The following is a 12610-nucleotide window of genomic DNA, read 5'->3' on the forward strand; positions in this document are numbered from 1 at the left end:
CCTAGGCGGGCTTTTTCGTTGCCGGTCGCTCGCGCATCACGCGCGGCGGCGACCTGTACGCGGGCGGGCACGGCACGCGCCCTCGCCCGCCGGCATCACTTCTTCGCGTTGTAGTCCGGCAGCTCGCACGCCTCGGTCACGACGAGGTTGTTGTCCTTCGCGAAATTCAGCACGAAATCGAAAGCCATCGGCTCGATGTCGCGCAACCGCGAATCGAGGATCACGCATTTCAGGTCGCCGAGCATCGTCGGACGCACGTACAGCGAATACTTGAGACGCGCGTTCGGCCCGCTCGCCCCCGGCCCGAAGCAGGCCATCACACCGGCCAGACGTTCCGACCAGTCGCTCGGGCGAAACTTTTTCCCGTCTTTCGTGATGCCCTGGATGAAAAATTCGGTCGGAGGGGTTTCAGCCATGTGGTTACCCAAGTGACGGCCCGGCGATGTCCAGGCAACGGCGCCTGGATACGCGAACACAAAGCTGGAGGGTCGGCGGCACAAGCTCATCGATATCCCGAAAACGGGGCGTCGAGGCGCGCCGCCGGTGGACTGCACCGGATGTGTGCAGCGCACGGCTTGTGTCCGGCAGAGCGCGAAAAGCCTTGCCTGCCGGGCTGGAGAAAACTTTCGAATTATACCGCAGCGCGCCATCGCGCGTCGTCCCGACGCCCGTCTTCCCGCACTGCGGATCGCGCGCGGCGATCCTGCCCCGCGTCGCTCCACGGCTCGTCAAAGCACAGAAAATCCTTTATGCTGCTTTGAGTTATCCACACCCGACGGCGGCGCCGTCCGGCCTCGCTGCCGGGTGAGACCCGCCGTATTTCGTTTCATGACCGCCAAAACCATTCGTCACTACCTGCAGTTCAAGGATTTCTCGCTGGAAGACTACGAGTACGTGCTCGAACGCACGGGTATCCTGAAGCGCAAGTTCAAGAACTACGAGACCTATCACCCGCTGCACGACCGCACGCTCGCGATGATCTTCGAGAAGAGCTCGACGCGCACGCGCCTGTCGTTCGAGGCCGGGATCTTCCAGCTCGGCGGTCACGCCGTCTTCATGAGCACGCGCGACACGCAGCTCGGCCGCGGCGAGCCCGTCGAGGATTCCGCGCAGGTCATCTCGCGAATGGTCGACATCATCATGATCCGCACGTTCGAGCAGGACGTGATCACGCGCTTCGCGCAGAACTCGCGCGTGCCGGTGGTCAACGGCCTGACGAACGAATACCACCCGTGCCAGGTGCTCGCCGACATCTTCACGTACTACGAGCACCGCGGCCCGATCGCCGGCAAGACCGTCGCGTGGGTCGGCGACGCGAACAACATGCTCTACACGTGGATCGAAGCCGCGCAGATCCTCGGCTTCAAGCTGCGCCTGTCGACGCCGCCCGGCTACGCACTCGACATGAAGCTCGTGTCGCCCGACAGCGCGCCGTTCTACGAGGTGTTCGACGATCCGAACGAAGCGTGCAAGGGCGCCGATCTCGTGACGACCGACGTGTGGACGAGCATGGGCTTCGAGGCCGAGAACGAGGCGCGCAAGCAGGCATTCGCCGACTGGTGCGTCGACGAGGAAATGATGGGCCATGCGAATCCGGACGCCCTCTTCATGCACTGCCTGCCCGCGCACCGCGGCGAGGAAGTGACGGCCGGCGTGATCGACGGCCCGCAGAGCGTCGTGTGGGACGAAGCGGAAAACCGCCTGCACGTGCAGAAGGCGCTGATGGAGTTCCTGCTGCTCGGCCGCCTCAAGCACTGACGCGCCGCAACGCACACGCGTAAAAAAAGCGCCGATCGACGATCGGCGCTTTTTGTTTGGATGCGCGACAACCGGCGCACGCCTGCGTTACAGGCAGACCGGTTCCGCCTCCAGCTCGACACCGAACTGCGCGCGCACGTCGGCCTGGATCGCCCGCGCCAGCGCCAGCACGTCGGCACCGGTGGCGCCGCCGCGATTGACCAGCACGAGCGCCTGGCGATCGTGCACGGCCGCCGCCCCGAGCGCGCGCCCCTTCCAGCCGCAGCGGTCGATCAGCCAGCCGGCCGCGAGCTTCACCTGCCCGTCCGGCTGCGGATACGACACGACCTCCGGCGCGCGGGCGCGCAGCGCATCGAACTGCGCGGCGTCGATCACCGGATTCTTGAAGAAACTGCCCGCATTGCCGAGCACCAGCGGATCGGGCAGCTTCGCGCGGCGGATCGCGACGACCGCATCGAACACGTCGCGCGGCGTCGCCGCATCGGGCGTGATGCCGCGCGCGTCGAGCTCGCGTGTGACGTCCGCGTAGCCGAGCCGCGGCGTCCATTGCTTCGGCAGCCGGAACGTCACCGCGACGATCGCGAACCGGCCGCGCCCTTCCCGCTTGAAGAAGCTGTCGCGGTAGCCGAATGCGCAGCGCGCGGCGTCGAAGCGCTCGCGGCGCCCCGTCGCCAGCTCGACCGCGACCAGCGAATCGAAATACGCCTTCATCTCGAGGCCGTACGCGCCGATGTTCTGGATCGGCGCGGCGCCGACGGTGCCCGGGATCAGCGCGAGATTCTCGAGGCCCGGCATCCCGTGCTCGAGCGTCCACGCGACGAACGCGTGCCAGTTCTCGCCGCCGCCGGCCTCGACGTACCACGCGTCGTCGTCCTCGCGCAGGATGCGGCGGCCCGCGATCTGGTCGAGCAGCACGACGCCGTCGAAATCGCGCGTGAACACGATATTGCTGCCGCCGCCGAGCACGAGTTGCGGCAGGGTCGCGACCCGCGGGTCGCGATGCAGCGCCTCGAACTGCGCCGCCTGCGTGATGCGCGCGGCGAAGCGCGCACGCGCGGCGATGCCGAACGTGTTGTGCGCGGCGAGCGGATGGTCGGGAAGCAGCGACAGGGCGGAATCGTCAGGGGGCATCGGCACTCGCGGTCACGTCGGCCCGGGCGGCGCATGGCCGGCCTTGGGCAAACGGAGGGGCATCGGTAAAATGGCAAACAGTCCGCAATTATAGCGAGTGCCCGCGCGCGAGCCGGGTGCCCGCATCTCAAGGGAGAATGCCATGCCATCGTTCGACGTCGTTTCCGAAGCGAACATGATCGAAGTGAAGAACGCCATCGAGCAGTCGAACAAGGAAATTTCGACGCGCTTCGACTTCAAGGGCTCCGACGCACGCGTCGAGCAGAAGGAACGCGAGCTGACGCTGTTCGCCGACGACGATTTCAAGCTCGGCCAGGTCAAGGACGTGCTGATCGGCAAGCTGGCCAAGCGCAACGTCGACGTGCGCTTCCTCGACTACGGCAAGGTCGAGAAGATCGGCGGCGACAAGGTCAAGCAGATCGTCACCGTGAAGAAAGGCGTGACGGGCGACCTCGCGAAAAAGATCGTGCGCCTCGTGAAGGACAGCAAGATCAAGGTGCAGGCAAGCATCCAGGGCGACGCGGTGCGCATCTCGGGCACGAAGCGCGACGACCTGCAGAGCACGATCGCGATGCTGCGCAAGGACGTGACCGACACGCCGCTCGACTTCAACAACTTCCGCGACTGACCGGCCGCCGGCCCGTCGCGTCATCCGGCCGGGCCCCGCACACGCGGCGCGCCCGGCGCGCGGCCAGCGCCGCACGTTCTCAGGCCTTCCCGCCGTCCTGCGCGCCGCCGTCCGCGGCCGCCTTCTTCTTGTCGCCGATCCGGCTCTCCTGCCCCGCGAGCAGCTTCGAAATGTTGCCGCGGTGACGCCACACGAGCAGCACGCTCATCGCGAGCACGGCCCACGCGACCGGGTTATGGCCCGGCGTGCCGAACAGGAACACGTCGAACACCGGCGCGAACACGGCCGCCACCAGCGCCGCGAGCGACGAATAGCGGAAGAAGAACGCGACGATCAGCCAGGTCAGCGCGGTCGCGAGCCCGAGCACCGGGTGCACGGCGAGCAGCACGCCGGCCGCGGTCGCGACGCCCTTGCCGCCCTGGAAGCGGAAGAACACCGGGTACAGGTGGCCGAGGAACACGGCGATCGCGACCCACGCGACCGCGACGTCGGGCAGGCCGAAGTGACGGGCGAGCCAGACGGCGATCCAGCCCTTGAACGCGTCGCCGACGAGCGTCAGGATTGCGGCCTTCTTGTTGCCGCTGCGCAGCACGTTGGTCGCGCCCGGATTCTTGGATCCGTACGAACGCGGGTCGGCCAGGCCCATCACGGAACTGACGACGACGGCGAACGACACCGAACCGATCAGGTAGGCAACGAGGGCGGCGAGCAGGATCTGCATGCGGAGGACTCTTCTTTCAACGTATCGGGAAAGGGATGGCCGTGCGCGGCAAGCCGGCAGGCCGAAACGGCGCCCATTCTACCGAACGGGCGCGGCGTGCCACGAAGGTGAAACCCTCAGTCGACGCTCGCGCACTGCACGGGCCGCGCGCCGAGCAGCGACGACGTGAGCACCGCCGGCGCGAGGCTGACCAGGTAGCCGCGCCGGCCGCCGTTCAGGTAGATCGTCGGCAGGTCGAGGATCGTCGCCTCGACGTAGACGGGCATCGTCTTGCGCGTGCCGAACGGCGACGTGCCGCCGACGAGATAGCCCGAATGGCGATTCGCGACCTCGGGCTTGCACGGCTCGACCCGCTTCGCGCCGATCTGCCGCGCGAGATTCTTGGTCGACACCGTGCGGTCGCCGTGCATCAGCACGATCAGCGGCTTCGCGTGTTCGTCTTCCATCACGAGCGTCTTCACGACGCTGTGCTCGTCGACGCCGAGCTGGCGCGCCGATTCGCCGGTGCCGCCGTGCTCGACGTATTCGTACGGATGCTCGCCGAATGCGACGCCATGACGGCGCAGCAGTTGGGTCGCGGGGGTTTCGGACACGTGTCTGGATTTGCTCATGGCGGCATTTTAATGGCGAACGATCGACGCTCGCGCAATCGCGTGCCGGCGCCGACGGTATACTCGCGGCCCGTTTTCCGCCGGCCCGCCGCATCGCGGTCACGATCTCGCCCATCATCATTGCAGACATCGTGAAGCGCTATTGCCCGATTGGCCAATTGTGGCGCGCGCGCCGTCATGGCACGATCGTTCGCAAATATCGTCGGCCCGCCGCCGGCCCCTCATCTGGAGACGCCATGTCCTCGCCCGTCCGTTCATCCGAATCGCTCGATGTCGATGCGCTGCTCGCCGCGCTGCCGCGTCGCATCGCCGACGTGCCCGCGCGCCGGGCCGCGCAGTCGCCCGCGCAGCCGGCGCTGATCGAGGATGCGCGCCGCCTGTCGTACGGCGATCTGGCGCAGGCCGTCGATGCGGCGGCCGCGCGGCTGGCGAGCCTCGGCGTGCAAGGCGGCGACCGCGTGATGATCGTCGCGGAAAACTGCGTCGCGCAGATCGTGCTGCTGTTCGCGGCCGCCCGCCTCGACGCGTGGGCGCTCGTGTCGAACGCACGGCTGTCGGCCGCCGAACTCGATGCGATCGCCGCGCATGCACGCCCTAAGCTGACCGCGTTCACGACGGACGCCTCACCCGACGCCCGCGCCCACGCCGAGCGGATCGGCGCAATGCCGGCCGGCGCGCTGCCGGTCGACATCGGCGCGTGGTCGTATCGCGTCGACGCGAGCGCGCCCGCCGAACCGGTGGCCGCCGACGGCGCCGCCCAATGCGCGGCGCTGATCTACACGACCGGTACGACCGGCACGCCGAAAGGCGTGATGCTGTCGCACCGCAACCTGCTGTTCATCGCGGCGACGTCGAGCGCGCTGCGCCGCGTGTCGCCGGATGACGTCGTCTACACGGTGCTGCCCGTGTCGCACGTGTACGGGCTCGCATCGGTGTGCCTGGGCAGCCTGTATGCAGGCGCGACGCTGCGGCTCGCGCCGCGCTTCTCGCCGGAAGCCGTCCGCGTCGCGCTCGCCGACGAAGGCGTGACGATCTTCCAGGGCGTGCCCGCGATGCACGCGAAGCTGCTCGAACACCTGCACACGCACGGCCACGCATGGCGCGCGCCGCGGCTGCGCTTCGCATATTCGGGCGGCTCGCCGCTCGATGCGAACCTGAAGGCGCGCGTCGAGCGCCTGTACGGCGTGCCGCTGCACAACGGCTACGGGATGACCGAAAGCAGCCCGACGATCACGCAGACGCCGCTCGACGCGCCGCGCACGGACAGTTCGGTCGGCGTGCCGATTCCGGGCGTCGACGTGCGGATCGTCGCGCCGGACGGCACCGACGTGCCGCCGGGCGAAGTCGGCGAGATCCGCGTGCGCGGGCCGAACGTGATGCTCGGCTACTACCGCAACGCGGATGCGACGCGCGCGGCCGTGTCGCCGGACGGCTGGCTGAGCACCGGCGATCTCGCGCGGCAGGACGCGGACGGCGCGGTGACGATCGCGGGCCGCAGCAAGGAGCTGATCATCCGCTCGGGCTTCAACGTGTATCCGGTCGAGGTCGAGCAGGTGCTGAACGCGCATCCGGACGTCGTGCAGGCGGCCGTGATCGGCCGCGCGATCGACGGCAACGAGGAAGTGCTCGCGTTCGTCGAGCGCGTGCCGGGCGCGGCGGTCGACGAGGCGGCATTGCACGCATGGTGCGCGGACCGGCTCACCGCTTACAAACGCCCTGCGCACATCCGCGTGCTCGATGCGTTGCCGGCCGCATCGACCGGCAAGGTGCTCAAGCACCGGCTGCGCGAGCTCGTCTGACGCGCCCTGCGATGCGCGGCGCAGTCCGCATCGGCGCCCCGCCCCACCACGCTGCGTCGAACGCCCGCGTCGCGCGTCAGCCGCGCGGGTGATGCTGCGCGTGCAGCGTCTTGAGCCGCTCGCGCGCGACGTGCGTATAGATCTGCGTGGTCGAGATGTCGCTGTGGCCAAGCAGCAACTGCACGACGCGCAGGTCGGCGCCGTGGTTCAGCAGGTGCGTCGCGAACGCGTGCCGCAGCGTGTGCGGCGACAGGTGCGCGCGCACGTCGGCCTGCTGCGCGTGACGCTTGATGATGTTCCAGAACTGCTGGCGCGTCATCCCGTCGCCGCGCGCGGTCACGAACAGCGCATCGGCCGCGCGTGCGCCGAGCAGCGCGGGCCGCGCGTCGCGCAGGTAGCGTTCGATCCAGGCGTGCGCGACTTCGCCGAACGGCACGAGCCGCTCCTTCGAACCCTTGCCCATCACGCGCACGACGCCTTCGTTGAGGCCGACTTCGACGGTCTTCAGCGTCACGAGCTCGCTCACGCGCAGCCCGCTCGCGTACATCAGCTCGAGCATCGTGCGATCGCGCAGGCCGAGCGGCGTGCCGATGTCCGGCGCGCCCAGCAGCGCCTCGACCTGCGCCTCCGACAATGTCGACGGGAACCGGGCCGCCTGTTTCGCGGACGTGATCCGCAGCGTCGGGTCGGCGCTCGCGCGATGCTCGCGCACGGCCCAGCCGTAATAGCGACGGAACACGGACAGTCGCCGGTTCGACGACGTCGCCTTGCCGTCGCTGCGCGCGGCGATGTAGCCGGTCACCATCGCCTCGTCGGCGCCGTCGAGCGGCGCGGCGTGCGTCGCGGCCAGCCATTGGGAAAACAGCACCAGATCGCGCCGGTACGCATCGAGCGTGTTGCGCGCGAGGCCGTGTTCGAGCCACAACGCATCGCAGAACACGTCGATCGACGCGCGGCTCGCGAGCAGCGCGGGCGATGCCGCGACGGCATCGTCGTCGGCTTCGGGGATCGTCACAGGTTCGCTCATCGGTACGGCACACCCTCGTGCGTCAGCAGCCAGCGCTTCACTTGCTGGTAATAGCCGTTGTCGTCGTGGTTCGCGAACCCGCCGAGGCCACCCGCCGCGACGACGCGATGGCACGGGATCACGAGCGGGAAGTAGTTCGCGCCGCACGCCTGGCCGACCGCGCGCGGCGCGCTGCCGATCCGCTTCGCGACCTGGCCGTAGGTGAGCACCGTGCCGGGCGGGATATCGCTGATCACGTCCCACACGCGATGCTGGAATGCGCTGCCGACATCGGCGAGCGGCAGGTCGAAGCGTGCGGACGCGCGCTCGAAATAACGTTCGATCTGCTTGACCGCGCGCTTCGCGAGCGCCGAATCCGGATCGACCGACTTCATCGATTCGGGCAGATAGACGATCTCGCGCACCACCGCGGCATCCGTACGGATGCCGACCTTGCCGAACGGCGCGTCGATGACTGCGTTGAACATTGCCTTCTCCTGACCGGGGATGCGCGCGGCCCTGCCCGCGCGCCGACGACACTTTACGCCGCCTTCACGCGGCCCGCAGCGCCCATTCGACATGCTCGCGCACGAGCGGCGACGGATCGTCGGCCCGGGCGCGCAGCGCGGCGACGATCGCGTCGCGCGCCGCCGGCGAGAGCCGGTCCGCACCCGCGCGCAGCGCATTGCCGAGCCCGACCGCGAGATTGCGCAGCCAGCTTTCGTAGCCGATGCGCCGGATCGCGCTGCCCTGCATCCGCGTGTCGAACGTGTCGGCATCCCACGCGAACAGCTCGACGAGCGTCGCGCGATCGAGACCGTGCCGCACGTCGAAATCGGCGACGGGCGCAGCCTGCGCGAACTTGTTCCACGGGCACACGAGCTGACAGTCGTCGCAGCCGTACACGCGATTGCCGATCATCGGCCGCAGCGGCTCGGGAATGCTGCCTTTCAGCTCGATCGTCAGGTACGAGATGCAGCGGCGCGCATCGACGCGGTACGGCTCGACGATCGCGCCGGTCGGGCACGCGTCGATGCAGCGCGTGCAGTTGCCGCAATGCGCGCCGGGCGTCTCCGGCGCGCGGTCGGGCGCCGTATGCGCGTCGGTCGGCAGCGGCAGGTCGACGTAGATCTCGCCGAGAAAGAACAGCGAGCCGGCATCGCGCTGCAACAGCAGCGTATGCTTGCCGCGCCAGCCGACCCCGGCCTTCTGCGCGAGCTCGACCTCGAGCACCGGCGCCGAATCGGTGAACACGCGGTAGCCGAACCCGCCGATCTCGTGCTCGATACGCTCCGCGAGCGTCTGCAGCCGGTTGCGCAGCACCTTGTGATAGTCGCGGCCGCGTGCATAGATCGACACGACGGCCGCCTGCGGATCGTCGAGCCGTGCCCGTTCGCGGGCGCGCCAGTCGTGCGGCACGAGCGCGCCGGGCTCGCCGCCGGACGCGCCGTCAGCGAGCGTTTGGGCCGGCAAATAAGCGAGCCGCACGGAAATCACGCGTCGCGTACCGGCCACAAGTTCGGCCGGCCGCGCGCGTTTCATCCCATGTTTCGCCATATAATCCATTTCGCCGTGGTATCCGGCTTCCAGCCAGGCGGCGAGGCCCGCTTCGGCATCCGAGAGATCGGTATCGCTGATGCCGATCGCCCCGAAACCCAATTCGCGCCCCCACGCCCTGATGCGAGCGGCGAGCGCAGTCAACGCCGCATCGTCGAGCGCGCACGGCGCCGCGCCTTCGTCACGAGTCGAAGGCCTGTCGGATGCGGCGCGTTCCGGTAGTCGGTTCATCGCACTATTTTACGAGAATGCCAGCCACGCCCAGCCAACCGCCTCACGACGCCACGTTGCCCGCCCCGCTCGCGGAGCGCGTGATCGCGCTCGCCGACGAAGCGGCAACCGAGGCCTTCGGCACCCGCTTCGCGCACGCGCTCGACGCGGCGCGCCTCGAACTCGACCGCGCGCATGTGTTCGACGGGCTGCAGATCCAGCTGGTCGGCGATCTCGGCGCGGGCAAGACCACCCTCGTGCGCGCGATCCTGCGCGGCCTCGGCCACCAGGGCCGCGTGCGCAGCCCGACCTATACGCTCGTCGAGCCGTACGCGCTCGAACGCAGCGATGGGGAACTCGAGGTCTATCACTTCGATCTGTATCGATTCAACGATCCGGCCGAATGGTCCGATGCAGGCTTTCGCGAATATTTCAATTCCAGCGCGATCTGCCTCGTCGAATGGCCGCAACAGGCGGGCGCCCTGCTCGGCGTGCCCGATCTGGTTTTCTCGCTCGACGTGGATGGCGACGGCCGTGCCCTCACCGTCCGGGCGTACAGCGCTTCAGGAAAGGCATGTCTCGAAAGATGTTGATCAAACCGTTCCGCTCGATCGAATCGGCGGCCACCGCGACGCACAACTGGCGGCGCCGCCAGATCCTGTGCGCGGGCGCGTCGACGCTGGTGCTCGGCCTCGTCGCGCCGCGGCTCGCGCACGCGTCGTCGGTGCTCGGCGTGCGCGTGTGGCCCGCACGCGATTACACGCGCGTCACGATCGAATCCGACCAGCCGCTGCAGAATAGCCAACAACTGCTGCAGGGTCCCGACCGTCTCGTCGTCGACCTGAGCGGCCTCGACCTCGACCAGGCGCTGCGCGACCTCGTCTCGAAGATCGCGCCGAACGATCCGCAGATCCAGTCGGTGCGCGTCGGCCAGTATCAGCCGCACGTCGTGCGGATGGTGTTCGATCTGAAAGGCTCGGTGAAGCCGCAGGTGTTCACGCTGCCGCCCGTCGGCACGTACAAGTACCGGCTGGTGTTCGACCTGTATCCGGCCGTCGCGCCCGATCCGCTGTCCGACCTGATCGCGCAGACGGAACGCAAGGAACAGGCGCTCAACGACACCGCGCGCGCGCAGCAGATGCAGCCGCCGTCCACGCTGGCGGGCCCCGGCACCCCGCCGCCCGGCGCGGGCGACAACAGCGACGCATTCTTCCAGCGTTTCGCGCAGAACACGCCAACCACGCCGCACACGCCGCCGGCGGCCGGCACGCCGTCGACGCCCGCGAAGCCGGCCGTCAAGCCGCCGCCCGTCATCGCGCGCCGCGACGACGGCGACGACGACGGCGACACCTACAAGTTCACCGCGCCGAAATCCGCCAAGGGCGGCACCGTGCGTCTGCTGACGGTCGCGATCGACCCGGGCCACGGCGGCGAGGATCCGGGCGCGATCGGCGGCAACGGCACGTACGAGAAGCACATCGCGCTCGACATCGCGAAGAAGCTGCGCGCGAAGATCGACGCCGCGCCGAACATGCGCGCGATGATGACGCGCGACGCCGACTTCTTCGTGCCGCTGAACGTGCGCGTGCAGAAGGCGCGCCGCGTCGGCGCGGATCTCTTCGTGTCGATCCACGCGGATGCGTTCACGACGCCGTCCGCGCGCGGCTCGTCGGTGTTCGCGCTGTCCGACCACGGCGCGACGAGCGCCGCGGCGCGCTGGATGGCGAACAAGGAGAATTCGTCGGACCTGATCGGCGGCATCAACATCAAGACGGCGGACGCGGCGGTGAACCGCGCGCTGTTCGACATGTCGACGACCGCGCAGATCCGCGACTCGCTGCGCTACGGCAACTACGTGCTGAAGGAAGTGGGCGGTATCAACAAGCTGCACAAGGGCTCGGTCGAGCAGGCCGGGTTCGCGGTGCTGAAGGCGCCCGACATTCCGTCGATCCTCGTCGAGACCGCATTCATCAGCAACCCGGACGAAGAGCGCCGGCTCAACGACGACAGCTATCGCGACGAGATGGCCGACGCGATCTTCCGCGGCATCAAGCGTTATTTCGCCGCGAATCCGCCGCTCGCGAAGAGCCGGATGGCCTGAGCGCCACCGCTCCCCCCGCCGGCACGCAGCGCGTGCCGGCGCGTCACGACGCCGCGAAGCGGCTCAGCAGTTTCCCGCCGAACACGTTCACCGCGAGCCCGCCCATCACGAGTGCGGCGCCGATCAGTTGCGTTTGCGTCAGATGCTCGTCGAGCAGCAGCGCCGACGACGCGAGCCCGACGATCGGCACCAGCAGCGAGAACTGCGCGACCTGCGCGGCCGGGTAGCGCGACAGCAGGCGGCTCCACAGCCCGTAGCCGAGCAGCGTCGCGACGAATGCGAGATAGACGACCGCGAAGATCGACGCGCCGTTCAGTCCGGCGAGCGCGGTCGCGATCCGCTGCGGCCCCTCGAACCACAGCGACAGCAGAAAGAACGGCACCGGCGGCACGAGGCTCGCCCATACGACGAGCGACACGAGGTTCGCACGCCCGACCTTCTTCGTGACGATATTGCCGAAGGCCCACATCGCGGCCGAGCAGATCGTCAGCAGGAAACCCGCGAGCGTCATCGCGCGGCCGCCTTGCGCGGCGATCACGACGAGCCCGCCCGCGGCGATCGCGAGCCCGATCAGGTTCTGCACGCGCAGCCGCTCGCCGAGGAACAGCATCGCGAACACCAGCGTGAAGAACGCCTGCGACTGCAGCACGAGCGACGCGAGGCCGGCGGGCATGCCGACGTACATGCCGGTGAACAGGAACACGAACTGGCCGAGCTGGATCGTCGCGCCGTACAGCACCAGCAGCCGCCACGAAATCTGCGGCCGGCGCACGAGGAACACCGCGGGCACGGCCGCGAGCGTAAAGCGCAGCGCACCGAGCAGCATCGGCGGCATGCCGTGCAGGCCGACCTTGATCACGACGAAGTTCACGCCCCACGCCAGGATCACGACCAGCGCGAGCAGCAAGTCCTTCGGGGCCATCATCGGTGTCTCCCTCGATTGTCGAATCATTGTTGTGAAGCCGGCCAGTCTACCGGGTTTCGCCGGCCGGCCCGATACCCGCACGGCGCGCATGGAATCGGCGGCGCGCGCAGCGGCTTGCGCCACGCCGCGGATGCCGCACGACGCATGCCTGCCGCGGCCGCAG

Annotated in this window: 13 protein-coding genes; 5 read left to right on the forward strand and 8 right to left on the reverse strand. The window is 68.7% G+C overall.

Features of this window, described 5'->3' with window-relative positions:
* Positions 1-95: 95 nt before the first annotated feature.
* Positions 96-416: a DUF3579 domain-containing protein gene (locus tag KU887_RS13645; protein WP_006482210.1), complete on the reverse strand. Its 321-nt coding sequence runs from the start codon at positions 414-416 to the stop codon at positions 96-98.
* 412 nt (positions 417-828) lie between these two features.
* On the opposite strand from KU887_RS13645, the gene argF reads away from it, so the two are divergent.
* A complete protein-coding gene (argF, locus tag KU887_RS13650; RefSeq protein WP_258250425.1) occupies positions 829-1758 on the forward strand; it encodes an ornithine carbamoyltransferase in 930 nt (309 codons plus the stop codon).
* A gap of 87 nt (positions 1759-1845) precedes the next feature.
* Here the strand turns inward: argF and murB are convergent, their stop codons facing one another.
* Positions 1846-2895 carry a UDP-N-acetylmuramate dehydrogenase gene (gene murB / locus KU887_RS13655; RefSeq protein ID WP_258250426.1) on the reverse strand — a complete coding sequence of 350 codons (1050 nt, stop codon included), beginning with the start codon at positions 2893-2895 and terminating at the stop codon, positions 1846-1848.
* Between the two features lie 136 nt (positions 2896-3031).
* Here murB and KU887_RS13660 point away from each other — a divergent pair, with 136 nt between their 5' ends.
* The gene (locus KU887_RS13660) at positions 3032-3517 is read left to right on the forward strand and encodes a YajQ family cyclic di-GMP-binding protein (RefSeq protein WP_006482217.1); all 486 of its coding nucleotides are present in this window, start codon (positions 3032-3034) and stop codon (positions 3515-3517) included.
* A 79-nt stretch (positions 3518-3596) separates the two neighbouring features.
* Here KU887_RS13660 and plsY read toward each other — a convergent pair whose 3' ends face one another.
* Both plsY and ybaK read right to left on the reverse strand, forming a co-directional pair.
* A complete protein-coding gene (gene plsY, locus KU887_RS13665; RefSeq protein ID WP_006482488.1) occupies positions 3597-4238 on the reverse strand; it encodes a glycerol-3-phosphate 1-O-acyltransferase PlsY in 642 nt (213 codons plus the stop codon).
* A 116-nt stretch (positions 4239-4354) separates the two neighbouring features.
* Complete coding sequence (gene ybaK / locus KU887_RS13670; RefSeq protein WP_060264792.1) at positions 4355-4849, reverse strand: Cys-tRNA(Pro) deacylase; 495 nt, start codon at positions 4847-4849, stop codon at positions 4355-4357.
* 236 nt (positions 4850-5085) lie between these two features.
* Here ybaK and KU887_RS13675 point away from each other — a divergent pair, with 236 nt between their 5' ends.
* Positions 5086-6648 (forward strand): class I adenylate-forming enzyme family protein, encoded by a 1563-nt coding sequence (locus KU887_RS13675; RefSeq protein WP_048988974.1) that lies wholly within the window; start codon positions 5086-5088, stop codon positions 6646-6648.
* Between the two features lie 76 nt (positions 6649-6724).
* Here the strand turns inward: KU887_RS13675 and xerD are convergent, their stop codons facing one another.
* From xerD to queG, 3 genes are all read right to left on the reverse strand, one after another.
* Entirely contained in the window at positions 6725-7675 is a 951-nt protein-coding gene (xerD, locus tag KU887_RS13680) for a site-specific tyrosine recombinase XerD (protein WP_258250427.1), read from the reverse strand.
* Complete coding sequence (locus KU887_RS13685) at positions 7672-8142, reverse strand: methylated-DNA--[protein]-cysteine S-methyltransferase (RefSeq protein ID WP_006496476.1); 471 nt, start codon at positions 8140-8142, stop codon at positions 7672-7674. Before KU887_RS13685 ends, xerD begins: the two co-directional genes overlap by 4 nt.
* A gap of 64 nt (positions 8143-8206) precedes the next feature.
* On the reverse strand, positions 8207-9442 hold the full coding sequence (queG, locus tag KU887_RS13690) for a tRNA epoxyqueuosine(34) reductase QueG (protein ID WP_080330916.1): 1236 nt from the start codon (positions 9440-9442) through the stop codon (positions 8207-8209).
* A 17-nt stretch (positions 9443-9459) separates the two neighbouring features.
* On the opposite strand from queG, the gene KU887_RS13695 reads away from it, so the two are divergent.
* On the forward strand, positions 9460-10014 hold the full coding sequence (locus tag KU887_RS13695) for a bifunctional tRNA (adenosine(37)-N6)-threonylcarbamoyltransferase complex ATPase subunit type 1 TsaE/phosphotransferase (protein ID WP_012492836.1): 555 nt from the start codon (positions 9460-9462) through the stop codon (positions 10012-10014).
* Complete coding sequence (locus tag KU887_RS13700; RefSeq protein ID WP_058901759.1) at positions 9996-11522, forward strand: N-acetylmuramoyl-L-alanine amidase; 1527 nt, start codon at positions 9996-9998, stop codon at positions 11520-11522. Before KU887_RS13695 ends, KU887_RS13700 begins: the two co-directional genes overlap by 19 nt.
* A gap of 43 nt (positions 11523-11565) precedes the next feature.
* Here the strand turns inward: KU887_RS13700 and KU887_RS13705 are convergent, their stop codons facing one another.
* Positions 11566-12444: an EamA family transporter gene (locus KU887_RS13705; protein ID WP_171984013.1), complete on the reverse strand. Its 879-nt coding sequence runs from the start codon at positions 12442-12444 to the stop codon at positions 11566-11568.
* Between the last annotated feature and the right edge of the window lie 166 nt (positions 12445-12610).

This window comes from Burkholderia sp. EMB26, assembly GCF_024730645.1.
Taxonomy (GTDB): Bacteria; Pseudomonadota; Gammaproteobacteria; order Burkholderiales; family Burkholderiaceae; genus Burkholderia; species Burkholderia cenocepacia.

What these genes read in the sequence shown, in the direction of transcription:
- KU887_RS13700 (WP_058901759.1), top strand. Translation starts at nt 9,996, where the DNA reads ATGTCTCGAAAGATGTTGATCAAACCGTTCCGCTCGATCGAATCGGCG.
- KU887_RS13675 (WP_048988974.1), top strand. Translation starts at nt 5,086, where the DNA reads ATGTCCTCGCCCGTCCGTTCATCCGAATCGCTCGATGTCGATGCGCTG.
- KU887_RS13645 (WP_006482210.1), bottom strand. Translation starts at nt 416, where the DNA reads ATGGCTGAAACCCCTCCGACCGAATTTTTCATCCAGGGCATCACGAAA.
- queG (WP_080330916.1), bottom strand. Translation starts at nt 9,442, where the DNA reads ATGAACCGACTACCGGAACGCGCCGCATCCGACAGGCCTTCGACTCGT.
- plsY (WP_006482488.1), bottom strand. Translation starts at nt 4,238, where the DNA reads ATGCAGATCCTGCTCGCCGCCCTCGTTGCCTACCTGATCGGTTCGGTG.
- ybaK (WP_060264792.1), bottom strand. Translation starts at nt 4,849, where the DNA reads ATGAGCAAATCCAGACACGTGTCCGAAACCCCCGCGACCCAACTGCTG.
- KU887_RS13705 (WP_171984013.1), bottom strand. Translation starts at nt 12,444, where the DNA reads ATGGCCCCGAAGGACTTGCTGCTCGCGCTGGTCGTGATCCTGGCGTGG.
- KU887_RS13660 (WP_006482217.1), top strand. Translation starts at nt 3,032, where the DNA reads ATGCCATCGTTCGACGTCGTTTCCGAAGCGAACATGATCGAAGTGAAG.
- KU887_RS13695 (WP_012492836.1), top strand. Translation starts at nt 9,460, where the DNA reads ATGCCAGCCACGCCCAGCCAACCGCCTCACGACGCCACGTTGCCCGCC.
- argF (WP_258250425.1), top strand. Translation starts at nt 829, where the DNA reads ATGACCGCCAAAACCATTCGTCACTACCTGCAGTTCAAGGATTTCTCG.
- KU887_RS13685 (WP_006496476.1), bottom strand. Translation starts at nt 8,142, where the DNA reads ATGTTCAACGCAGTCATCGACGCGCCGTTCGGCAAGGTCGGCATCCGT.
- xerD (WP_258250427.1), bottom strand. Translation starts at nt 7,675, where the DNA reads ATGAGCGAACCTGTGACGATCCCCGAAGCCGACGACGATGCCGTCGCG.